The following is a 22,355-nucleotide window of genomic DNA, read 5'->3' as shown; positions in this document are numbered from 1 at the left end:
GGCCGATGGCAGCCCGACAACCAGGAAGTTCCGCGGTGCCCCCAACCCCGCCCCTCTTAGGCCCAGGCCCGGCCGTCTCGGACCCAGGCCCGGCCGTCGCCCGAGCTCCCCGCGCCGCTGCGCACCCCGGGTGCGAACACTGCCCCGACGACGCCCTCGACGACGCCGAACTCATCTCCGCCCGGGCCGCGTTGGCCCAGGGCCGCTGGCAGTCCGCCCGCTCCCTGCTGCTCCATACGGGTGATGACTGGGACCGTCGCGGCCACCGGGCCACCGTCCTGGCCCGCGAGCCCTACGCCGTCGCCTGGGCCCGCGAGTGGCTGTTCGCCGAGCCGGGCTCCGCCGACGCCGCCACCCTGTACGCCCTGACCCTGGTCCGGCGCGCCCTGCGCGGCAAGGAGGACCCGGAGCGGGCCCGCGAGGCCTGCGCCGGTGCCGCCGCGCTCGCCCCCGCCGACCCCACCCCGTGGCTCGGCCTGCTCCTGCTGGCCCGCTACCTGGGCACCGACGAGGAGACGCGCCTGACCTTCGCCGAGGTGCGCCGCCGCCATCCCGAGCACCACCATGCCCACCACCTGATGGCGGCCCGGATCGCGGAGACCGAGACCGGGGAGACGTACGAACTGTGCGCCTTCGCGGAACGCGCGGCGGCCGAGGCCCCGGCCGACTCCCCGCTCGCCGTCCTGCCGGTCGTCGCCTACGCCGAACGCCACCGGGTGCTGGCCGCCACCGGCCGGGCCCCCGCCGACCCGGCGGCCGCCGGGCACTGGAGCGAGCCGTCCGCGCTGCGCGCCCTGGGCGCTGCCTTCGACTGGTGGCTGGAGTGGGGCATCGAGGAGCATCCCCGCCGCCACATCGACCTCAACCACCTGGCCCACGCCACCTCCGGCGCCGGCCGGTACGCCGAGGCCGCGGCCCTGTTCCAGCGGATCGGCCGCCATGCCACCTCGGCACCCTGGTCCTACCCGGACCGCGATCCGTGCGAGGCGTTCCGGGCGGCCCGGGAGCGGGCGCTGGGAGGTTGAGGGGAGGTTGATGAGAAGAGGTTGTGGATTCCTTACGTCCGCCGGATTTCGTGGCCGAGCCCGCCCGGATGGTGTTCGAATGAGTACGTGAACTCTGAACAATCCGAGGAGCCGCGGCGCACCGAGGAGGGCAGTCCGGTCGGCCGCCGGGTGTTCCTCGGCACCATCGGCCTCGGCGCGCTCGGCCTGGTGACCGCGCCGGTGCTGCAACGCGTCACCGAGTCGGTCCTCGGGGCCTTCTCCGGCAAGGACCCCACGGGCCTGACCGGACTGCTCCCGAACGGCGGCGGTTTCCGGTACTACTCGGTGACCGGATCGGTGCCGGACAAGACCGCGGCCGACTACCAGCTGAAGATCGACGGACTGGTCGACAAGCCGGGCACCTACACCCTGGCCGACCTGCGGGCGCTGCCGCAGACCAAGCTGGTCAAGGACGTCCAGTGCGTGACCGGCTGGCGGGTCCCCGACACCCCCTTCGAGGGCGTCCGGCTCTCCCACCTCCTGGACCTGGCGGGCGTCCGGGACACCGCCAAGGCGATCCACTTCACCTGCTTCGACGGCGCGTACACCGAGAGCCTCACCCTCGACCAGGCGCGCCGCCCGGACGTCCTGGTCGCGCTGCGCATGCAGAACAAGCCCATCACCCACGACCACGGCGGCCCGGTCCGCCTCTATGTCGCCCCCATGTACTTCTACAAGTCGGCCAAGTGGCTCTCCGGCATCACGGTCACCGACAAGGTCGACCCGGGGTACTGGGAGAGGCTGGGCTACGACGTCGACGCCTGGGTCGGCCGCTCGAACGGACGTGACGATGAGCCTACGAGCTGAGGCCCCGGCCGCCACGGACCGGCTGCGCCGCTTCACCCCTGCCGCGCGCTGGGTCCACCGCACCACGGCGCTGCTGATGGGCCTCTGCGTCGCGACGGCCGCCTGCCTCTACATCCCGCAGCTGGCGGTCCTCGTCGGCCGCCGGGAACTGGTCGTCCGCATCCACGAGTGCGCGGGCCTCGCCCTCCCCGTCCCGGTCCTCCTGGGCCTCGCCTCCCGCGCCTTCCGCAGGGACCTCGGCTTCCTGAACCGCTTCGGCCCGCACGACAGGCTCTGGCTGCGCGCCGCCCTGAGCCGCGACAAGCGCCCGTCCTCGCGCCCGGCGGGCAAGTTCAACGCCGGCCAGAAGATCTACGCGAACTGGATCGCCGGCGCGACCCTGGTCATGCTCGGCACCGGCCTCCTCATGTGGTTCACCCACCTCACCCCGCTGATGTGGCGCACCTCGGCCACCTTCGTCCACGACTGGCTGGCCCTCACGATCGGCATCGTCCTGGCCGGCCACGTCGGCATGGCCCTGGGCGACCCGGAGGCGAGACGAGGCCTGCGCACGGGAACAGTGAGCCGTGAGTGGGCCAAACGCGAACACCCGCTGTGGCGGCCGTAGCCGCCCGGCGGGCCCGTCGAACGCCCTCCGACGGTGCACCGGGCACCGCCGGATTCCGCCGTCGTGGCCGAGCGCCGTCGCGTCGGAACGAGGAAGGGCGTCCCTCGCAGTTGTCTCCGCCGCAACGGCGATCAGCCGAGACGGCGGAGTCCGGCGGTGCCGAGTGAGACGCACCGCCGGACTCCGGTCCCGTACCGCCCCTAGATCACCAGGGACAGCAGCAGGACCAGGGCGCCCGCGACCACCGAGATGATCGTCTCCATGACCGACCAGGTCTTGAGGGTCTGGCCGACGCTCAGGCCGAAGTACTCCTTCACCAGCCAGAATCCGGCGTCGTTCACATGGCTGAAGAACAGCGAGCCCGCGCCGATGGCCAGGACCAGGAGGGCCGTGTGGGCCGTCGACATGTCGGCGGCGAGGGGGGCCACCAGGCCCGCCGCCGACACCGTGGCGACCGTCGCGGAGCCGGTCGCGAGACGGATCGCCACCGCGATCAGCCAGGCCAGCAGCAGCGCCGGGATCGACCAGTCCTTGGAGATCTCCAGGATCATCTGGCCGACACCGCAGTCGATCAGCGTCTGCTTGAAGCCGCCGCCCGCGCCGACGATGAGGAGGATGCCCGCGATGGGCATGAGGCCCTTCTCGACGGTCTGCGAGATCCGCTCCCGCGAGAACCCGGCCGGCCGGCCCAGCGTGAACATGCCGACGATCACGGCCGTGAGCAGGGCGACCAGCGGGGAGCCGATGACGTCGAAGACCCGCTGGACGGTGTGGGCGGGGTCGTCGACGACTATGTCGACCAGCGCCTTGGCCAGCATCAGGACGACCGGCAGCAGGATGGTCGCGAGGGTGGCGCCGAAGCCGGGGCGGTTCTCCAGCTCCTCGGACGGGCGCTGCGGGAGCATCCGGTCGGGGGCCTGCACGTCCACCCAGCGGGCCGCGACCTTCGAGAACAGCGGACCGGCGACGATCACGGTCGGGATCGCGACCAGGACGCCGAGGGCCAGGGTCACGCCCAGGTTCGCGTGGACCGCGTCGATCGCGACCAGCGGGCCCGGGTGCGGGGGCACCAGACCGTGCATCACCGACAGACCGGCGAGGGCCGGGATGCCGATGCGCATCAGGGAGTAGTTGCCGCGCTTGGCGACCATCAGCACCACCGGGATCAGCAGCACGATGCCGACCTCGAAGAACAGCGGCAGCCCGACCACGGAGGCGATCAGCACCATCGCCCACGGCATGGCACGCCCGCCGGCCCTGGCGAGGATCGTGTCGACGATCTGGTCGGCGCCGCCGGAGTCGGCCAGCAGCTTGCCCAGGATCGCCCCGAGCGCGATCAGGACACCCACGCCGGCGACGGTGGTGCCGAGCCCGGTGGTGAAGCTGGTGATGGCCTTGTCGAGCGGCGCCCCGGCGAACGCGCCGAGCGCGAGCGAGCCGATGGTGAGCGCCAGGAAGGCGTGGAGCTTGAACTTGGTGATGAGCAGGACGATGACGGCGAAGCCCAGCAGGACGGCGATGCCGAGCCGGGCGTGTCCGGCCGAGGTGATGGGCGCGACGGTGTCCGCTGCCAGCATCTCGACGCTGAGTCTGGTCACGGGGGTTCCTTGCAGTGATGGGGACAGATAAGGGGGAGGGGGGAGGGGCTTACTGCGGGGTGAGGTCGGGCAGCGTCTCCAGCGCCCGTACGGCCCGTGCGGTGATCTCCTCGGGCGTGCCCGAGACGTCCACGGCGACGCCCGCCTCGTCCGCCGCCAGCGGCTGGAGCGTGGCGAACTGGGAGTCAAGGAGCGCGGTCGGCATGAAGTGGCCCTGCCGGTGCGACATCCGGTCCTCGATGAGCCGCCGGTCGCCGGTCAGGTGCAGGAACACGATGCCGGGGGCCGCGGCCCGCAGCCGGTCACGGTAGGACCGCTTCAGCGCGGAGCTGCTGACCACCCCGCCGAGCCCCGCCCGCCCGTGCGCCCAGGAGCCGATGGCGTCCAGCCACGGCCACCGGTCGGCGTCGTCGAGCGGGTGCCCGGCCGACATCTTGGCGATGTTGGCCGGCGGGTGGAAGTCGTCGCCCTCGGCGTACGGGACGCCGAGCCGGGCGGCGAGCAGCGGACCGATCGTGGTCTTGCCCGTGCCGGCGACGCCCATCACCACGACGACGTGAGGGGTGCGCATCAGTGCCTCGCTGTGTCTTCCTCGGAAGGTTCGGAAGGGGTCGCCACACTGAAACGCATTAGGTACGACGAATTCAAGAGTGTGTGACATATAAGTCTGACTTTTTGGCTGGGTGATCCACTCGGTACGCTGAGTGCATGACCACACCGGGCCGGGGCCTGCACGGCCGAGTACTGGACTCCCTCGGCCCCGCCATCACCGCGGGCGAGTACCCGCCGGGCAGCGTCCTGCGCACGGACGAACTCGCCCAGCACTTCGAAGTGTCACGCTCCGTGATGCGCGAGGCGGTCCGGGTCCTAGAGTCCATGCACCTGGTCGAGTCCCGCCGCCGGGTGGGCGTCACCGTCCGCCCCAAGGCCGAGTGGAACGTCTACGACCCGCAGGTCATCCGCTGGCGCCTGGCCGGCGCCGACCGCCCGCACCAGCTGCGCTCGCTCACCGTGCTGCGCTCGGCGGTCGAGCCGGTGGCGGCCGGCCTGGCGGCGCGGCACGCCACGGCCGCGCAGTGCGCCGAGCTCACCGAGTGCGCGCTCGGCATGGTGGCCCATTCGCGGGGCCACAAGCTGGAGGAGTACCTGTTCCACGACGTGGCCTTCCACCGAGTGATCCTGGCGGCGTCGGGCAACGAGATGTTCGCCCGCCTCGCGGACGTGGTCACGGAGGTCCTGTCCGGCCGCACCCAGCACGACGTGATGTTCGAGGACCCCGACCCGGCCGCCGTCACCCTCCATGTCCAGGTCGCCGAGGCGGTCCGGGAGGGCGACGCGGTCCGCGCGGAGCAGCTGACGCGGGAGATCACGGTGGGGGCGCTGCAGGAGCTGGACATCCTGGCGCCCTAGTCCAGGAACTCCCCGTCGAGATACACCCAGGCCCCCTCGACCCGCTCGAACCGGCTGCGCTCGTGCAGCGAGCCGTCGCCGAAGGACGCGCGGAAGGTCACCGTGCCGGTGGTGTGGAAGGCCGAGCCGTCGGTCGTCGCGAGGATCTCCAGGCCGGTCCAGCGCATCCCGGCGTCGAAGTCGACCCGGGGCGGGCGGGTCCGGGGATGCCAGGTGCGCAGCAGGTACGGCTCGTCGCGTTTCACGAAGGCGCTGTAGCGCGAGCGCATCAGCGTCTCGGCCGTGGGCGCGGCCGCCTCACCCCGGTGGAACCGGCCGCAGCACCGCTCGTACGTCTCCGCGAGACCGCACGGGCAGGCGGCGGCGGGCCGCTGCCGGGAGGACCGCTTCGGTGTCACGGGCCCGCCCCCTACGCCGACTCGGCGTTGGTCGGCGGCTGGGCCGGGCGGGCCGGGAGGACCAGGGTGGGCAGCGCGGGCAGCGCCGTCCGGTGCACCCAGGCGTCGAACAGCCCGTCCAGCGGCTCGTCCGCGAACCGGTTGACGTGGGCCGTGAACGTCGCGGTCGTCACGGACCCGCCCCGGTGCAGCCCCGCCCACGACCGCAGCATGTGGAAGAACCGCTCGTCGCCGAGCGCGCAGCGGATCGCGTGGATGGTGACCCCGCCCCGCTCGTAGAGCCGGTCGTCGAACATCGACTTCTTGCCCGGGGCGGCGATCCGGATGTCCTGCGGCAGCCCGGCTAGCAACCGGTGTGCGAGGGCGGCGAGTTGCTGGGCGCTCCGGCCGCCGGACCGCTCCGACCACAGCCACTCGGCGTACTTGGCGAGCCCCTCGTTCAGCCAGATGTGCCGCCAGTCGGCGATGGACACGCTGTTGCCGAACCACTGGTGGGCGAGTTCGTGCGCCACCAGGCGTTCCGAACCCCGGGCCCCGTCCACGTGGTTGACGCCGAACAGCGACAACCCCTGGGCCTCGACCGGGACATCGAACTCCTCGTCGGCGACGACCACCGCGTACTCGTCGAAGGGGTAGGGCCCGAACAGCCGCTGGAACAGGTCCATCATCGCGGGCTGCCGCGCGAAGTCCCTGGAGAACTCCGGCAGTAGATGCGCCGGTATGTGGCCGTGCATCGGCACCCCGCCGAACCCCGGGTCGCCGAGGAGCACCGTCTGGAACTTGCCGATCGCGAGGCTCACCAGGTAGCTCGACGTCGGCGCGGCCTGCTCGTACACCCAGGTCGTCGTGGACGCCTTCGTGGTGCGGGTGAGCAGCCGGCCGCCGGCCACCACCGAGTACGCCGACGGGCAGGTGATCGAGAGCAGGTACGACGCCTTGTCGGCCGGCCGGTCGTTGCACGGGAACCAGGAGGGCGCACCGGTCGGCTGGCTGGCCACCAGGGCGCCGTCCGTCAGCTCCTCCCAGCCGATCCCGCCCCACGGGCTGTTCACCGGCTTCGGGTTGCCCGACCAGTGGATCTCCACGGTGAAGGCGGCCCCGGCGCGCAGCGGCTTCGCGGGCTTGATCCGCAGCCTGCCGCCGCGGTGCGTCCAGTGCGGCTGGCGGCCGTCCACCCGGATCCGGCCGATCTTGAAGTCGGCCAGGTTCAGCTGGAACTCGGGCAGCGCGGCCCGGCCCGCGATCGCGTTGATCCGGGCCATGCCGGCCAGGCGGTTGGGGCCTGGCCGGTAGTCCAGCGTGAGCTCATAGCGATGCACCCGGTACCGGGGATCGCCGTTGTCCGGGAAGTACGGGTCCGGACCCGCTGACTGCTGCACTGCCACTTCCGCGTTCGCTCCCTGCGCTGTGCTCGAACCGTCTCTCGGTGCACCGATGCCCGCGGCCACCGAGCGGCCCGCGCTCAGGGACGCCATGCCTCGATCGGATTGCCGAGCCAGCGGGTGTCGTCGGGAACCGACTCCGCCGCCATGACGAGCGACGCGGGACCCAGGGTCGTACGGGCCCCGATCGTGCTGCCGGGCAGCACGATCCCGCCAGGACCCAGTGTGGCGCCCTCACGGAGAACCACAGTATCCGTCCGCAAGATCCGGTCGTGGAAGAGGTGAGTTTGCAGCACACAGCCGCGGTTCACGGTGGCCGCGTCCTCCAGGGTCACCAGATCGGTCTCCGGAAGCCAGTAGCTCTCCACCCAGACGCCCTTGCCGATGCGCGCGCCGAGGCCGCGCAGCCAGGCCGTCATCACCGGCGTACCCGGCACCGAGCCGGCCAGCCACGGCACCGCCAGCACCTCCACGAAGGTGTCCGCCAGCTCGTTGCGCCACACGAACGAGCTCCACAGCGGGTGCTCACCGCTGCGGTGCCGCCCGACCAGCGTCCACTTGGCCAGCACGGACACCAGGCCCGCGACGGCACCGGCACCGAGCAGCACCAGCCCCGACAGGAGGGGTGCCCAGGCGCCCAGCGCGCACAGGGCGGCCACCGTGAGCCCGGCCAGCGCCACCGAGCACAGCACCGGCACGATCCGGCACGTCTCCACCAGGGCCCGCGCCCACAGCATCCGCGTCGGCGGCTCGTAGGTCCGGCTCTGGTCGCCGTCGGCCGCGCTGCGCGGCAGCTTCACCGGCGGCAGCCCCAGGTACGACGTGCCCTTCTTGGCCTTCTTCGGCGTCGCCGACAGCACACCCACCAGACCGCCGTCCGGGACACTGCGGCCCGGCGCGGTCATCCCGGAGTTCCCGAGGAAGGCCCGCCGCCCGATCTCCGCGCGCCCGATCCGCACATAGCCGCCGCCGAGCTCGTACGGCGCGGTCAGCGTGTCGTCGGCCAGGAACGCGCCCTCGCCGACCGTCGTCAGGCTCGGCAGCGCGAGCACGGTCGACACCTCGGCCCCGCGCCCGATCCGCATCCCGAGCAGCCGCAGCCACACCGGCGTGATCAGCCCGGCGTACAGCGGGAACAGGGTCTCGCGGGAGCGGTCCATCAGCTGCGAGACCGTCCAGGCCTGCCAGCCGACCCTGCTGTGCGTCGGGTGCGTGCCGACCCGCAGGCCCAGGCTCAGCAGCCGGACGGCCACCAGGATCAGCAGGGCGTACGCCAGCCCGAAGGCCAGCGTCGCCGGGACCAGCGCGACCGCCGCGCCCCGCAGGGCCTCGGCCAGGCCGTCCCCGGGGGCCACGAAACGCCCGGCCACCAGCAGCGCGGCCGCACCCGCCAGCACCGGCAGCGCACTGAGCCCGAGCCCTGTGAGGCCGTACATCACCCGCCAGTACGTGCCACGCTGCGGCCGGTGCTTGGGCCAGTTCCGCTTGGCCTTGCCCAGCTTGACCGCCGGGGCGCCGGCCCAGCGCTGGCCGGTCGGGACCTGCCCGGTCACCGCGGAGCCGGGGGCCACCTCGGCGCGCTTGCCGACGCGGGCGCCCGGGAAGAGCATGCTGCGCGTCCCGACGACCGCGTGGGCGCCGATCCGGACCGGGCCGATCACCAGGCGGTCGCCGTCCAGCCAGGAGCCGGACAGGTCCACCTCGGACTCCACGGCCGCGCCCCGCCCGATCCTGAGCAGTCCGGTCACCGGCGGCAGCGAGTGCAGGTCCACCTCGGGACCGATCTTGGCGCCGAGCGCCCGCGCGTACCGCTCCAGCCAGGAGCCGGTCAGCGTGGTCGCCCCGGTGAACTCGGCCAGCCGCTCCGCCGCCCACAGCCGCAGGTGCACGGAGCCGCCGCGCGCGTACCGGCCGGGCTTCACGCCCCGCAGCAGCAGTCGCGCGCCCCCGGCCGCGACCGCGATCCGGCCGGGCGGGGTGAACAGCACCAGGGCGCCGAGACCGACCAGCCACCAGGGTGCGGTGGGCAGCCAGCCGTAGCCGCTCAGCACGTTGCCGAGGGCGGCCAGGACCACGGTCCAGCGCAGCCCGAGGAGCGTGAACAGGGGCAGCAGGAGCAGCAGCTGCACCAGCTGGGCGCTGCGCGGCACGGGCGCGATCGTGCGCTCGGCGCCGTCGTCCTGCGCGGACTTCTCCAGGTGGCGGGCCAGCTTGCGCAGCACCGGCTGCTGGTAGATGTCGAGGACGGCCGCGCTCGGGTAGCGGGTGCGCAGCCGGGTGGTGAGCTGGGCGGCGGACAGGCTGCCGCCGCCGATCGCGAAGAAGTCGTCGGAGGCGCTGCCCACCGGGATGCCGAGGACCTCGGTCCACTGCTCGGCGAGCCAGGCCTCGGTGCCGTACAGCTGCTCGGCCGGGCCGCCGGTCTCCAGGCCCTCCAGGGGCCAGGGCAGGGCGTTGCGGTCGACCTTGCCGGAGGTACGGGTGGGCAGCTCGGCGACCGGCGCCAGCAGCGGCACGAGGGCGGCGGGCAGCTCGGTGCGCAGTTTCTCGACGGCGGCCGCGTGGTCCCAGCCGTCCTGGGTGACGACATAGCCGACCAGGAGCTGGTTGCCGCTGCGGGCGGTCCGTACGGCCGCCGCGGCGCCCGCGACGCCGGGGAGGGCCTGGAGGGCCGCGTCGACCTCGCCCAGCTCGATTCGGCGCCCGCCGAGCTTGATCTGCTCGTCGGCACGGCCGAGGAAGACCAGGCCCTCACGGTCGGCGCGCACCAGGTCACCGCTGCGGTACGCCCGCTCCCAGCCCAGCGACTCCAGCGGGGCGTACTTCTCCGCGTCCTTCTCGGCGTCCAGGTACCGGGCGAGGCCGACCCCGCCGATCACCAGCTGGCCGCTCTCGCCCATCGCCACGGGCACGCCCGCGTCGTCCACGACGGCCAGCTCCCAGCCGTTCAGCGGCAGCCCGATGCGGATCGGCTCCTCGCCGGTCATCAGGGCGGCGCAGGCGACGACGGTGGCCTCGGTGGGGCCGTAGGTGTTCCAGACCTCGCGGCCCTCGGTGACCAGGCGCTGCGCCAGCTCGGGCGGGCAGGCCTCGCCGCCGAAGATGAGGAGGCGGACGTCGTTGAGGGTCTCGGGCTCCCAGAGGGCGGCCAGGGTGGGCACGGTCGAGACGACGGTGATCTCCTGGTCGACCAGCCAGGGGCCGAGGTCGGCGCCGGAGCGGACCTGGGAGCGGGGCACGGGCACCAGGCAGGCGCCGTAGCGCCACGCGAGCCACATCTCCTCGCAGGAGGCGTCGAAGGCCACGGAGAGGCCCGCCATGACGCGGTCGCCGGGCCCGATCGGCTCCTCGGTCAGGAACAGCGCGGCCTCGGCGTCCACGAACGCGGCGGCGCTGCGGTGGGTGACGGCGACGCCCTTGGGCTTGCCGGTGGACCCGGAGGTGAAGATGATCCAGGCGTCGTGCTCGGCGCCGGGGCGGCCGGAGGGCTGCTCGGACGCGCGGCGTACGTCGATGTGCAGCCCCTCGCCGAGGACGGCCGCCACCTCCGCCTCGCCGAACACCAGTGCGGCCCGCTCGTCCGGGTCCTCGGCGTCGACCGGGACATAGGCGGCGCCGGCCGCGAGCACGCCGAGAACGGCGACGTACAGATCGTTGGTTCCGGACGGCACCCGGACGCCCACCCGGTCGCCGAGTCCGATGCCGGCCTCGGCCAGCCGCCGCCGCAGCCGCGCCACCTCTATGGCGAGCCCGCGGTAGGTGAGCTGGGTGGTGCCGTCGTCCAGTGCGGGCTCGTCGGGATGGGCCCGTACCGTTGCCTCGAACACGTCCACGAGCGTGCGCGGCGAGGCCGCCGCCCCGGCCGAGAAACGTGCGGTGTCCCCGAACTCCTCGCGGATCTCTTCGTCGAGCAGGCCGAGAGCGCTGCTCTCGTCAATCGCTGCCATCCGGTCCTCGCGTCTCGTTCCCGGAACCTCCGGGGTGCCGGCGGGCCCGCAGGTGTGCCTGGGGTTGTCCGGCTCCGGCTAGGTAACAAGCCGGAAATATTAGTACGACGCTAGGCTCCCGTTCATCTGACGGCCACCTGGAAGCAGCCGTTCGGAGCAGTCCCTTGAATTTTAAGCCACCTCTGACCAGGGATTCTCCGCAGCCGGCGAGAGATGGGCCACACAGCGTGAGACAGGCCAACTCCATGTGTCCGACGGCCTGTACGACAACGGCCGGCGCCGTGGCGGGGAGGGGGGATCGCCGCGGAGCCGGCCGTCGCCGTGGGGGGAGAGGAAACGTCACGAAACGCCGGACGTCACACGGCGCTGACCTCCGCCCAGATGGACTTGCCCCAGGGCAGGTTGCCCACGCCCCAGCGGCCCGAGCACAGCGCGTCGAGGATGAGCAGACCGCGCCCGCGGTCCCGTTCGACCGAGATGGGCCGCAGCCGGGGATGGCGGCCCAGCGGGTCGTGCACCTCGACCCGGGTCCGGGAGCCGTCGGTGTCGATGAGGAGACGGACCGGGTCGTCCGGGTCGGTCTCGTAGCGCAGAGAGTTGGTGACCAGCTCGCAGGTGACCAGGGCGACCGCGTCGATGTGGTCACGGGAGGCGTCCGGGGTGTGGTGCGCGATGAAGTCGCTCACGAACAGCCGGGCGGCTTTGGCCGACTGGGGCTCGCTGGCCAGTAACAGGACCGGCGGCGGGGCGACTTGCAGGGCGCGGGGTTCGGTCGTGGTGCTCCGCTGGCGTTCGATCATGTGCATCCCCTCACGGGCATGTCCCAACGCAGGCACGGTGGTTCGCCATGCGAGTGCGGTCACTGTCGTATTTCCCGGATTCATGGTGCCTTCACGGCACAGTCGATAGCAATACGTCCCACGGGATGTGAAATTTTGCGCATCACCTTGAGAGACTTGCGGCACAAGTCGTCAGTCGGTGGCGAGGGTTGGTGCGGCACGGGCAGACTGTCGGGCAGTTCACCGGACAGAAGGGGGAAGCCGTGAGCACGCCCACGGTGCGCCGGCGACGGCTCGGTGCGAAGTTGCGCGAGCTGCGCGGCGAACTCACCCTCGACGAGGTCGCCGAGCACTCCGAAGGCGCGTTCGTCTCCTCCAAGCTGTCCCGGATGGAGACCGGCAAGACGGCCCCCAAGGCAGCGGACATCCAGGCGCTGCTCCATCTGTACGGCGACCTCGGCCGCGACGTCAGCGACGAGCTGCGCGCGGCCCTGATCACGCTCACCAAGGAGGGCGGCCGGCGCGGCTGGTGGCACTCGTACCGGGGTGTCCTCACCCCGGTGTACGAGGACCTGATCAGCCTGGAGGCGGAGGCCGAGACGGTCTCCACCTGGCAGCTGGGCATGGTCCCCGGACTGCTCCAGACCGCCGAGTACGCCCGCGAGATCATCCGGGCGACCGCCATGTCCGAGGCGGTCGAGGCACGGGTCGACGCGCTCGTCGAGGTACGGCTGGCACGCCAGGCCGTCCTCACCCGGGACAGCGACCCGCTGGCGCTCTGGGCGATCATCTCCGAACAGGCGCTGCGCTCCACCACCGAGGATCCCGCCCTGATGTACGAACAGTTGGGGCGCCTGCTTACGATGGGGCGGCGCCCGAACATCAACATCCAGGTGTTGCGCTCGGACGCTCCCCTGCACGCCGGGCTCACCGGCACCTTCAGCATCCTGGGCTTCGGTCCGCACACCGATCTGGACGTCGTCCACCAGGAAGGGCTGACCTCCGCCCTGTACATCGAGGAACGTGATCGGGTCTCCACGCACCGGGCCGCGTGGCAACGCCTCACGTCTGCCGCCGAGTCCGTCGAGGCGTCGGTGGAACTGATCACCCAGATAAGGAAGAACGAATAGCGAATGAAGCACGTTGACGACGCGTCGGCTCTACCGGTGACCTGGTGGAAGTCCTCGGCGTCCGCATCACAGTCCGACTGCGTGGAATGCGGGATCGTCGACGAGGCGACGGTCGCCGTCCGCGACAGCAAGCGGCCCGACGGGCCCGCGCTCCTGCTGGACCGCACCGCGCTCCGCGCGTTCACCTCCGCAGTGGCCCACGGTGACGGCCGAATAGCCGGCCTCGACTGAGAGAGCGGCGCCCACCGGAAGGTGGTCGCCGACGGCACCCCCTGCCCAGAAAAACCAAGAAACCCCTGCTCAGCAGGGGTTTCTTCATGGTGTCCGAGGGGGGACTTGAACCCCCACGCCCGATAAAGGGCACTAGCACCTCAAGCTAGCGCGTCTGCCATTCCGCCACCCGGACAAGGTGTCTGTCGTGCGAAGTCTTCCATGCGGGTTTCCCTCGCGGCGACGAAGGAAACACTACCAGGCTTTCGGGGGCGGTCGATCACACCCTGTTTCCGGGCCCGCGGGCGTGAACGGCGTGTGACGGGCCGGGACCGGCCTTGGGCCCCGAGCGGGAAGGGAGGGAGGATGGCGGGGACCGGGCGGCAGTGACAGCGGAAGGAAGCAGCGTGAGCGAGACGGACACGGCCAGGGGCGTCACCGGTGAGGACGAGGTCGTCGACCTCTGCCGCGAGCTGATCCGGTTCGACACCAGCAACTACGGCGACCACTCCGGTCCCGGCGAGCGCAAGGCGGCCGAGTGGGTCGCCGAGAAGCTCGCCGAGGTCGGCCTCGATCCCGAGATCTTCGAGTCCCACCCCGGCCGCGCCTCGACGGTGGCCCGCATCGAGGGCGCGGACCCGTCCAGGCCCGCCCTCCTCATCCACGGCCACCTCGACGTCGTACCGGCCAACGCCGACGACTGGACCCACCACCCCTTCTCCGGCGAGGTCGCGGACGGGTGCGTGTGGGGCCGGGGCGCCGTCGACATGAAGGACATGGACGCCATGACCCTGGCGGTCGTACGGGACCGGCTGCGCAGCGGCCGCAAGCCGCCCCGGGACATCGTGCTGGCCTTCCTCGCCGACGAGGAGGCCGGCGGCACCTGGGGGGCCCGGCACCTGGTCGACAACCACCCGGACCTCTTCGAGGGGGTCACCGAGGCGATCAGCGAGGTCGGCGGCTTCTCCTTCACGGTGAACGAGCAGCGGCGGCTCTACCTCATCCAGACGGCCGAGAAGGGCATGCACTGGATGAAGCTGAAGGTGGCCGGCACCGCCGGGCACGGCTCGATGATCCACCGCGACAACGCGATCACCGAGCTGTCCGAGGCCGTCGCCCGGCTCGGGCGGCACAAGTTCCCGGTGCGGGTCACCAAGACCACCCGGGCCTTCCTCGACGAACTGGGCGACGCGCTCGGCACCGAGCTGGACCCGGAGGACATGGAGTCGACGCTGGCCCGGCTCGGCGGCATCGCCAAGCTGATCGGCGCGACCCTCAGCAACACCGCCAACCCGACCCAGCTGAACGCCGGTTACAAGGTCAACGTCATCCCCGGCGAGGCCACCGCGCACGTGGACGGCCGCTTCCTGCCCGGGCACGAGGAGGAGTTCCTCGCCGACCTCGACCGGATCCTCGGCCCGAACGTGGTCCGCGCGGACGTGCACTCCGACAAGGCGCTGGAGACCAGCTTCGACGGCGCCCTGGTGGAGGCCATGCAGTCCTCGCTGCTCGCCGAGGACCCGACCGCCAAGGCGATCCCCTACATGCTCTCCGGCGGCACCGACGCCAAGTCCTTCGACGACCTCGGCATCCGCGGCTTCGGCTTCGCGCCGCTCAAGCTGCCGCCGGAGCTGGACTTCGCGGGCATGTTCCACGGCGTGGACGAGCGGGTGCCGGTGGACGGGCTGCAGTTCGGCGTGCGCGTGCTCGACCGTTTCATCGACGCGTCGTAAAACACGTGTCGTGAAGCACGCGTCGTGAAGCAATGGCTTCAGGTAATCGGGCGGCTGTGCGAAGTCGACTGAGAAGAGTGAATGCGACGATAAGCTCGTAGCTCCATTACTCCCTCCTCGTTACTCCAGATGCGATCCGCTACTTGGAATCGCATTGCCAACAAGGAGGAATAATGCTCAAGAAGGTCGTCGCTGCTGCGGCTGCCACTGGTGGTCTGGTTCTCGCGGGTGCGGGCCTGGCCGTCGCCGACTCGGGTGCCCAGGGCGCTGCCGTGGGTTCCCCGGGTGTCGTCTCCGGCAACGTGATCCAGGTTCCCGTGCACGTCCCGGTGAACGTCTGCGGCAACACGATCTCCGTGATCGGGCTGCTGAACCCCGCCTTCGGCAACACCTGCATCAACAAGTGACGCCGACTCCCTGAGGGGCGTCTTTCCGTCGGCCCCCGAGCGCGCGCCATGCGCTCCGGGGGCCGCCGGTTTTTCCGCAGGTATTTCCCTGCGGTGAATGCAAGGTCAGGATCGAAGGCAGGGGGGAATTCAGAAAATGCGACAGGGCACCCGCAAGGGTCTTATGACAGTGGCCGCGGCGACCGGCGTGATCGCCGCGGCGGGCGGTTACGCCCACGCCGACTCGGGGGCCGTCGGCTCCGCCACCGACTCGCCCGGCGTGCTGTCGGGCAACACGGTGCAGGCGCCGGTGCACGTGCCGGTGAACGTCTGCGGCAACACCGGTAACGTCGTCGGCGCCCTCAACCCGGCGATGGGCAACAAGTGCGCCAACCACGGCGGCGGGGGCGGTGCTTCGACGGGTTACGGCAACAGCGGAGGTCACGGCAGCCACGGAGGCCATGGCAGCCACGGCGGTCACAGCGGCCACGGTGGTTCGCACGCCGGGGGCCACACCGCGGGTTCGCCCGGTGTCGGCTCGGGCAACACCGTGCAGGCGCCGGTCGACGTTCCGGTCAACGTGTGCGGCAACAGCGTCAACGTCATCGGCGTCGGCAACACCGCCGTGGGCAACGAGTGCGCCAACGGCGGGGGTTCCGGACACATCGGGCACCCGGGGTATCCCGGGCACCCGGGACACCCGGGCCACCCCGGGCACCCCGGCGGTGGTCACCCCACGCAGCCGCCCGGCCACGGCGGGCACGGCACGCCTCCCGGGCACGGCGGGCACGGGAGCACGCCGCCCGGAACACCGGGGAACCCCGGAACGCCGGGTCAGCCGGGCCACCCCGGCCAGCCGGGGAACCCGGGGACTCCGGGGAGTCCGGGACACCCTGGCACTCCCGGCGGGCACCTGGGCACGCCCCCCGCTCACTCCGGGAACACGACCGTCCCGACCGGTGCCCACGGGTCCACCCTCGTCGACCCGCTGGGCAGCGCCTCGGTGAGCCGGCCCGTCGCCGCCGCGCAGCTCGCGCACACCGGCAGTGACATGCCGCTGGGTCTCGTGCTCCCGGCCGGCGCGGGTGCGCTGCTCGCGGGCGCCGTGCTCTACCGCAGGGCGCGCGCCGCGGCGTAGTGCACGGACGGTGACGCACCGGAACCGGTGCGTGGAACGGGACGGGCCCCGTCGACGCGGGGCCCCTTCCGTCAGTCGGCCAGTCTCACCATGTGGCACGCACCTGGCGGATGATCCGTCGGCGCAACCGCACCTTGCGGCTGCCGTCGCGCATGAGGCTCAGTCGGTCCAACTCCCAGTGTCCGTACTCGGCATGGTCCGTCAGCAGGCGTGTCGCCTCCTTGCGGGACACCCCGCGAGGTACGTACACGTCGACAAATTCGTATTCCGGCATCGCATCTATTGTGCGGGCTGGTGCCCGGTACGGATAGCGTCTGCACTATGTCTGATGCTGTGCAGCCCACCGCTGCCGAGGTACGCGCCGCCGCCGAGGCGGTCAAGACCGCGCTCGACCGCCATCTGGCCGCGGTCGAACGCAGGTCGGGGGAGGACGACCCGGCTGTCTACGAGGCGTTCAACCAGCTGGCCGCGGCCGCCGAGGTCTACGACGAGCTTCTCTACGACCGCTACGACGAGGTCACGCCCTTCGAGATCCCCGGTACGGACGACTCGCTGCCACCGTACGCGGGCCCCGAGGAACCGAACGCGATCAGCGTGCTGATCCGCCGCGACTACGCCGTGGCGGAACCACAGCGGCTGCTGGCCCAGGCCCAGCGGGTCGAGGCCGCGGAGTACGACGACGGCCCCGGCGCGGACGAGGACGCCGCCGGCACGATCCACGGGGCGCTGGGAATCCTGTTCGGCGAGTTCGAGCCGGACGAGATCGCCTCCCGGCACAAGGAGTTCGGCCTGGAGGAGGGCGACTCCACGCTGTGGGTGACCGCGGCGGACGAGCAGGCCGAGCCGGGCGAGTGGCTGGAGCTGCCCTTCGAGAGCGTCGATCCGCAGCGGGTGGTGTGCCGCTTCGACGTCAGCGCGGTCTTCGACGACGAGGACGGCGAGGAAGCGGAGGACGGCGAGGACACCCGGCGCGCCGACGAGCTGGACGACGACCTCGACCTGGACGAGGACGAGGACCTGGAGCCGTTGGACGCCGAGCGCTGATGAACGCCGAGCGCTGATCGGCCTCAACCCCCGGCCGGCGGTGCCTTCCGGAGGTTGAGGCCGGACGGGTACCGCCGGCCGGTGCCGTTGCGGCTGGTCGCCGTGGCGGCGGGAACGACATCCGGCCGGGGGACGGGAACAAGCCCGACGGCGGGACGGGGATCGCGCGGCCAGGGGCGGCTCGTGCCCGGACCGTGCCGCCGGCGGCACCGGTCAGTTCGCCGCGGGGACCTGCGTCTTCAGCAGCAGCGGCAGGCGGGTCGTCCGCGGCTTCGGCAGGGACTCGGCCACCGCCTTCGCCAGGGCCTGTTCCACGCCGTGCACCACCGACAGGTGGCGCTCCGCCCGGCTGAACGCCGTGTACACCCAGGGGCGGCTCAGAGCCTGGACGGCGTCCCCGGGCAGTACCACGACCGCCGCCGGCCAGCGGCTCCCCGCCGCCTGGTGGGCGGTCAGGGCCCAGCCGTGGCGGACGGACTGCTCCACCCGCTCCTTCGGTACGACCACCGGCACACCCGCGCACGACAGGTGCAGCCCATCGGCGTCGGCCTTCACCACCTGGCCGGGCACCGTACGGCCCGGCGCGGGGGAGTAGGCGATCCGGTCACCGGGGTCGAAGCCGCCGAAGCGGCCGGGGCCCGGATTGAGCCGTTCCTTGAGGGCGGCGTTGAGGGCGCGGGTGCCGGCCGCTCCGCCGTGGCCGGGGGTGATCACCACGGTCTGCTCGGCGGGGACGCCGATCGCGCGCGGAACGGAGTCGGCGACCAGCTGCACGGTCCGGTGCACCGCCTCGCCCGCGTCCCGCACCGGCACGATCACGACCTCCTTGCCGGGCGCCTCGACCTGGGTGAGCTCGCCGACGCCGATCCCGGAGACCAGTTCGCCGAGCGGGCCGGGGTCGGGCGTGCGGGAGGCGATCTGCGGGCACACGCGGGCCGCCAGCAGGTCGGCGAAGACCCGCCCGGGACCCGCGGACCACAGCGTCGCCGGATCCCCGCTCAGCACCAGCCGGGCCCCGTCGGGCAGCGCCTCCACGAGCATGGCCGCGTCCTCCACGTCCAGCTGGGGTGCGTCCAGCACGATCAGCAGGTCGAGATCGAGGGCGCCGTCCGCGTCCCGGCCGGGGCCCGTGGCGCCGGTGAGCAGGTCGGCGACGGTGCCGGCGGCTTCTTCGCCTACCGTGAGGCGCCGGCTGCCGTCGGGGGTGTGGGCGGCCGCGAAGGCGCGCAGTCCGGCCGTGCGGGCGGCGGCCAGCAGGGCCGCGGGTTCGGCGCGGGCCGCCTCGCCGCCCGTGTGCAGCACCAGGCCGTGCCCGGCGACCGCCCGCGCCAGCTCGGCCGCACCGCCGGAGGCCGCCGCCGCGGCCGCCTCCCAGGGCTCCGAGGCGTCCTTGGCCAGGGAGTTGACCAGCCGGGCCAGCCCGTCGGCGAGGCTCTCCTCGGCCAGTGCGTACCGCTCCAGGCCGACCAGGACCCGCACCGGCCGCTCCGCCTCGTCGTCCTCGGGCTCCGGGGCGCCCGGATCCAGGGCGTCCTGGAAGACCAGCGCCTCGCCCTCCGCGAGCGCGCTCTGCACGGCATCCTCCGGGTCGGACACCGCCCGCTGGGCCAGCGCGGCGGTCAGCGCCGGCATCTCCAGCGCGGTGTGCCCAGCCACGGCGGCCTGCTCGAGGAGCCAGCCGGTGACCGCCCGGCCACGCCGCTCGTCGTCCGGACCGCACTCCGCGCCGAGCAACGCCCGCGCGAACCCGTCGGCCTGGTCCGGCCGTACACCGGTGACCCGGAGCAGCTGCCAGGGGTCCTCCCGCAGCAGCGTGTCCGCGCCCTCGCCCAGAGCCGCGGCGACCTGGGGGGCGAGCGACTCGGGCGCACCACCGCCGGCCAGCACCGCGCGTACCGCGGCGACCGCCTCCGCGGCGGGAGCGGCGGGCATGGCGGGCATGGCGGGCATGGCGGGTGCGGAGGCGGCAGGCGCCGACTCGGGCCTGCGGGCGGGCTCGGGTGCCGGGGCCCGGCGCGGGGCCGCCCCGGGGTCCGCGAACACGGTGGCCGCAGGCTTCTCCCCGCTCTCCACCGCCCGGATCGCCGCGAGCAGATCCGCGGCCGTCCCGCTGAGCTTGGCCCCGCTCTCGATGGGCTCCTTCTTCTCGGCCTTCCGCTGCGCGATCCGCTCCCGCTCGACCCGCTGGGCGGCCAACTCGGCCGCGGCCTCGGACACCTGGGTCGCGCCATCGCCACCGGCGGCCTCGCCGCTCTCCGCGTCCGGCACGGCACTTCCCGATCCCGCCGCGCCCGCCGCACCGGCGCCGCCGCCCGCACCGGATCCGGTGGCCTCCGCGTCGTCGTCGCCGCCGTCCGCTCCGTCGGTCCCGGGCGCGCCGGTTCCGACAGCCGTCGTGTCCTCGTCGGCCTCGGGCTTGGCGCCCAGCCCCGGCTCCGTGCTCACAGCGTGCTCCAGTCGTGATCGGGATAGCGGTGCACGGGCGCCGACACGTCGTCGAGCGCCCGGCAGATCTCGTCAGGAAGACTAAGCGCCTCCACTGACAGTGCCCCCGCGAGCTGCTGCGCGTTGCGCGCGCCGACGATCGGCGCGGCCACGCCCGGCCGGTCCCGCACCCAGGCGAGCGCCACCTGGAGCGGGGTGACCGCGAGCCCGTCCGCCGCCGTCTGCACCGCGTCCACGATCCGGGTGGCGGTGTCGTCGAGGTACGGCTCGACGAACGGCGCCAGATGCTCGGAGGCACCGCGCGAGTCCGGGGGAGTGGCGTGCCGGTACTTCGCGGTCAGCACACCGCGGCCCAGCGGGGAGGACGGCAGCAGGCCGATGCCCAGGTCGAGGGCGGCGGGCAGCACCTCGCGCTCGACGCCCCGTTGGAGCAGCGAGTACTCCAGTTGCGTGCTGGCCAGCCGGGTGCGGGTGCCCGGCGCCGCGAGCTGCCAGGTCGCCGCCTTCGCCAGCTGCCAGCCGCAGAAGTTGGAGACCCCGGCGTAGCGGGCGCGCCCGCTGCTCACCGCCAGGTCGAGGGCCTGCAGGGTCTCCTCGAGCGGGGTGTCCGGGTCGTAGGCGTGCACGTGCCAGACGTCGACGTAGTCGGTGCCGAGGCGGGCCAGGGAGGCGTCCAGCGCGGCGAGCAGATGACCGCGCGAGCCGTCGAAACGACGGTCGGGGTCGGGCACGCTGCCCGCCTTCGTCGAGATGACCAGGTCCCGGCGTGGCACCAGCCCCTCTATGAGCTGCCCGAGCAGGTACTCGGCCTCTCCGTCGCCGTACACGTCCGCGGTGTCGACAAGGGTGCCGCCGGCCTCCCAGAACGCCTTCAGCATGTCCGCGGCGTCGTGCTCGTCGACGTCCCGGCCCCAGGTGAGGGTGCCGAGCCCGATCCGGGACACGCGCAGGCCGGTTCGGCCGAGATGCCTCTGCTCCATGCCCGCGAGATTACTGGCCAGAGCTGGTGCGTTGGGTTGCCTGTGGATAACCGATTTCCATGGAAGAAGGGGGGAGCCGACGTCTTTGCCGTGGGGCTTTCGGGAGTCGGCGGGCTGTCGGCCGGAGGGGGGCTGATCGCGCCCACGCGGCGGAGCCGCATGTCGACAACGCCCCGCGCTCCTTTCGGGGCGCCTCGCGCTAAGGTCTCCGCAACAGCGACGTTACTGATCGGTAAGGGGAACGGCCATGCAGCTCGGTATCAACCTCGGCTACTGGGGCGCCGGGATGGACGGGGACAATCTGGCCGTGGCGCAGGAGGCCGAGCGGCTCGGGTACGCCGTGTGCTGGGCCGCCGAGGCCTACGGCTCCGACGCCGCCACCGTGCTCAGCTGGGTCGCCGCCCAGACCGAGCGCATCGACGTCGGCTCGGCCATCTTCCAGATCCCCGCCCGGCAGCCCGCGATGACCGCGATGACCGCCGCGACCCTCGACTCCCTCTCCGGCGGCCGCTTCCGGCTCGGCCTCGGCGTCTCCGGACCGCAGGTTTCCGAGGGCTGGTACGGCGTCAAGTTCGACAAGCCGCTCTCCCGCACCCGCGAGTACGTGGAGATCGTGCGCCGGGCGATGAGCCGGGAACGGCTGTCGTTCGAGGGCGAGCACTGGACGCTGCCGCTGCCGGGCGGCCCGGGCAAGCCGATCAAGCTGACCGTGCACCCGGAGCGCGAGCACATCCCGGTCTACATCGCCGCCATCGGCCCGAAGAACCTGGAGCAGACCGGCGAGATCGCCGACGGCGCGCTGCTGATCTTCCCCTCCGCCGAGCACCTGGAGGAGACGGCCGTGAAGTACCTGCGTGCGGGCCGGGAGAAGGCGGGCAGGACCCTCGACGGGTTCGACATCTGCCCCACGCTGCCGCTCGCCGTCGGCGACGACAAGGACGTGGCCACCCTCGCCGACACCTTCCGGCCCTACACCGCGCTGTACGTCGGCGGCATGGGCAGCCGCAAGCAGAACTTCTACAACCAGCTCGCCCGGCGGATGGGCTACGAGCGCGAGGCCGCCGAGATCCAGGACAAGTACCTGTCCGGGGACAAGAACGGGGCAGCCGCCGCCGTACCGCAGGAGCTGATCGACCAGACCACGCTGCTCGGCTCCGTGGACCGGATCGCCGACCGGATGAAGGCCTACGCGGCCGCCGGGGTCACCACCCTCTCCCTGGCGCCCGCCGGCTTCGCCCTGGACGAGCGGCTCGCCTCGCTGCGGGCCGGCGCCGAGGCCCTGGAGCGCGCCGGGCTCGCGTGACCACCTGTGAGG

General features: G+C 72.5%; 20 protein-coding genes and 1 tRNA gene. 11 read left to right on the top strand and 10 right to left on the bottom strand.

Going from position 1 to position 22,355, the window contains the following annotated elements; all coding sequences use genetic code 11:
* Window positions 1–35 precede the first annotated feature (35 nt).
* The 3 genes from ACFWPQ_RS34580 to ACFWPQ_RS34570 all read left to right on the top strand — a co-directional run bounded on the left by ACFWPQ_RS34580 (window position 36) and on the right by ACFWPQ_RS34570 (window position 2,460).
* Entirely contained in the window at window positions 36–1,025 is a 990-nt protein-coding gene (locus ACFWPQ_RS34580; RefSeq protein ID WP_384043636.1) for a hypothetical protein, read from the top strand.
* An 87-nt stretch (window positions 1,026–1,112) separates the two neighbouring features.
* The gene (locus ACFWPQ_RS34575) at window positions 1,113–1,853 is read left to right on the top strand and encodes a molybdopterin-dependent oxidoreductase (RefSeq protein ID WP_384043633.1); all 741 of its coding nucleotides are present in this window, start codon (window positions 1,113–1,115) and stop codon (window positions 1,851–1,853) included.
* Window positions 1,837–2,460 carry a cytochrome b/b6 domain-containing protein gene (locus ACFWPQ_RS34570; protein WP_384043631.1) on the top strand — a complete coding sequence of 208 codons (624 nt, stop codon included), beginning with the start codon at window positions 1,837–1,839 and terminating at the stop codon, window positions 2,458–2,460. Before ACFWPQ_RS34575 ends, ACFWPQ_RS34570 begins: the two co-directional genes overlap by 17 nt.
* A 200-nt stretch (window positions 2,461–2,660) precedes the next feature.
* Here ACFWPQ_RS34570 and ACFWPQ_RS34565 read toward each other — a convergent pair whose 3' ends face one another.
* The gene (locus ACFWPQ_RS34565; protein ID WP_384043628.1) at window positions 2,661–4,058 is read right to left on the bottom strand and encodes a gluconate:H+ symporter; all 1,398 of its coding nucleotides are present in this window, start codon (window positions 4,056–4,058) and stop codon (window positions 2,661–2,663) included.
* 49 nt (window positions 4,059–4,107) lie between these two features.
* Window positions 4,108–4,629, bottom strand: a complete 522-nt coding sequence (locus ACFWPQ_RS34560) for a gluconokinase (RefSeq protein ID WP_361293237.1) — start codon at window positions 4,627–4,629, stop codon at window positions 4,108–4,110.
* A 137-nt stretch (window positions 4,630–4,766) separates the two neighbouring features.
* Between ACFWPQ_RS34560 and ACFWPQ_RS34555 the strand changes: the two genes are divergently transcribed.
* Window positions 4,767–5,468 carry a FadR/GntR family transcriptional regulator gene (locus tag ACFWPQ_RS34555; RefSeq protein WP_384043625.1) on the top strand — a complete coding sequence of 234 codons (702 nt, stop codon included), beginning with the start codon at window positions 4,767–4,769 and terminating at the stop codon, window positions 5,466–5,468.
* On the opposite strand, the gene ACFWPQ_RS34550 is transcribed toward ACFWPQ_RS34555, so the two are convergent.
* From ACFWPQ_RS34550 to ACFWPQ_RS34535, 4 genes are all read right to left on the bottom strand, one after another.
* On the bottom strand, window positions 5,465–5,866 hold the full coding sequence (locus ACFWPQ_RS34550) for a YchJ family protein (protein WP_384043622.1): 402 nt from the start codon (window positions 5,864–5,866) through the stop codon (window positions 5,465–5,467). The genes ACFWPQ_RS34555 and ACFWPQ_RS34550 overlap by 4 nt on opposite strands.
* An 11-nt stretch (window positions 5,867–5,877) precedes the next feature.
* Entirely contained in the window at window positions 5,878–7,251 is a 1,374-nt protein-coding gene (locus ACFWPQ_RS34545) for a M1 family metallopeptidase (RefSeq protein ID WP_384043619.1), read from the bottom strand.
* A 77-nt stretch (window positions 7,252–7,328) separates the two neighbouring features.
* Entirely contained in the window at window positions 7,329–11,195 is a 3,867-nt protein-coding gene (locus ACFWPQ_RS34540) for a Pls/PosA family non-ribosomal peptide synthetase (protein WP_384043615.1), read from the bottom strand.
* Window positions 11,196–11,551: 356 nt separating this feature from the next.
* On the bottom strand, window positions 11,552–11,995 hold the full coding sequence (locus ACFWPQ_RS34535) for an ATP-binding protein (RefSeq protein ID WP_217550260.1): 444 nt from the start codon (window positions 11,993–11,995) through the stop codon (window positions 11,552–11,554).
* A 242-nt stretch (window positions 11,996–12,237) separates the two neighbouring features.
* Between ACFWPQ_RS34535 and ACFWPQ_RS34530 the strand changes: the two genes are divergently transcribed.
* Together ACFWPQ_RS34530 and ACFWPQ_RS34525 are read left to right on the top strand one after the other, a co-directional pair.
* The gene (locus ACFWPQ_RS34530; protein WP_089103361.1) at window positions 12,238–13,104 is read left to right on the top strand and encodes a helix-turn-helix transcriptional regulator; all 867 of its coding nucleotides are present in this window, start codon (window positions 12,238–12,240) and stop codon (window positions 13,102–13,104) included.
* A 3-nt stretch (window positions 13,105–13,107) separates the two neighbouring features.
* Window positions 13,108–13,335 (top strand): DUF397 domain-containing protein, encoded by a 228-nt coding sequence (locus tag ACFWPQ_RS34525; RefSeq protein WP_384043612.1) that lies wholly within the window; start codon window positions 13,108–13,110, stop codon window positions 13,333–13,335.
* A gap of 87 nt (window positions 13,336–13,422) precedes the next feature.
* Here ACFWPQ_RS34525 and ACFWPQ_RS34520 read toward each other — a convergent pair.
* Window positions 13,423–13,510, bottom strand: a tRNA-Leu gene (locus ACFWPQ_RS34520).
* Window positions 13,511–13,721: 211 nt separating this feature from the next.
* Here ACFWPQ_RS34520 and ACFWPQ_RS34515 point away from each other — a divergent pair.
* From ACFWPQ_RS34515 to ACFWPQ_RS34505, 3 genes are all read left to right on the top strand, one after another.
* Window positions 13,722–15,047 carry a M20/M25/M40 family metallo-hydrolase gene (locus ACFWPQ_RS34515; protein WP_384043609.1) on the top strand — a complete coding sequence of 442 codons (1,326 nt, stop codon included), beginning with the start codon at window positions 13,722–13,724 and terminating at the stop codon, window positions 15,045–15,047.
* Window positions 15,048–15,220: 173 nt separating this feature from the next.
* Window positions 15,221–15,454: a chaplin ChpH gene (gene chpH / locus ACFWPQ_RS34510; protein WP_123978334.1), complete on the top strand. Its 234-nt coding sequence runs from the start codon at window positions 15,221–15,223 to the stop codon at window positions 15,452–15,454.
* Window positions 15,455–15,590: 136 nt separating this feature from the next.
* A complete protein-coding gene (locus ACFWPQ_RS34505; RefSeq protein ID WP_384043606.1) occupies window positions 15,591–16,571 on the top strand; it encodes a chaplin family protein in 981 nt (326 codons plus the stop codon).
* An 85-nt stretch (window positions 16,572–16,656) separates the two neighbouring features.
* On the opposite strand, the gene ACFWPQ_RS34500 is transcribed toward ACFWPQ_RS34505, so the two are convergent.
* Window positions 16,657–16,845, bottom strand: a complete 189-nt coding sequence (locus ACFWPQ_RS34500) for a DUF5703 family protein (protein ID WP_067050609.1) — start codon at window positions 16,843–16,845, stop codon at window positions 16,657–16,659.
* Window positions 16,846–16,892: 47 nt separating this feature from the next.
* On the opposite strand from ACFWPQ_RS34500, the gene ACFWPQ_RS34495 reads away from it, so the two are divergent.
* Complete coding sequence (locus tag ACFWPQ_RS34495) at window positions 16,893–17,615, top strand: hypothetical protein (RefSeq protein ID WP_384043603.1); 723 nt, start codon at window positions 16,893–16,895, stop codon at window positions 17,613–17,615.
* 213 nt (window positions 17,616–17,828) lie between these two features.
* Here the strand turns inward: ACFWPQ_RS34495 and ACFWPQ_RS34490 are convergent, their stop codons facing one another.
* Both ACFWPQ_RS34490 and ACFWPQ_RS34485 read right to left on the bottom strand, forming a co-directional pair.
* Window positions 17,829–20,060 carry a helix-hairpin-helix domain-containing protein gene (locus ACFWPQ_RS34490; protein WP_384043601.1) on the bottom strand — a complete coding sequence of 744 codons (2,232 nt, stop codon included), beginning with the start codon at window positions 20,058–20,060 and terminating at the stop codon, window positions 17,829–17,831.
* Window positions 20,057–21,040: an aldo/keto reductase gene (locus ACFWPQ_RS34485; protein WP_384043598.1), complete on the bottom strand. Its 984-nt coding sequence runs from the start codon at window positions 21,038–21,040 to the stop codon at window positions 20,057–20,059. The genes ACFWPQ_RS34490 and ACFWPQ_RS34485 overlap by 4 nt, the downstream gene beginning before the upstream one ends.
* A 247-nt stretch (window positions 21,041–21,287) precedes the next feature.
* Between ACFWPQ_RS34485 and ACFWPQ_RS34480 the strand changes: the two genes are divergently transcribed.
* Entirely contained in the window at window positions 21,288–22,343 is a 1,056-nt protein-coding gene (locus ACFWPQ_RS34480) for an LLM class F420-dependent oxidoreductase (protein WP_384043595.1), read from the top strand.
* Window positions 22,344–22,355: the final 12 nt, after the last annotated feature.

The organism is Streptomyces sp. NPDC058464, from assembly GCF_042721035.1.
Lineage (GTDB): Bacteria > Actinomycetota > Actinomycetes > Streptomycetales > Streptomycetaceae > Streptomyces.
Note: the sequence above shows the minus strand (reverse complement) of the source record. Positions and strands in the feature narration are given on the sequence as shown.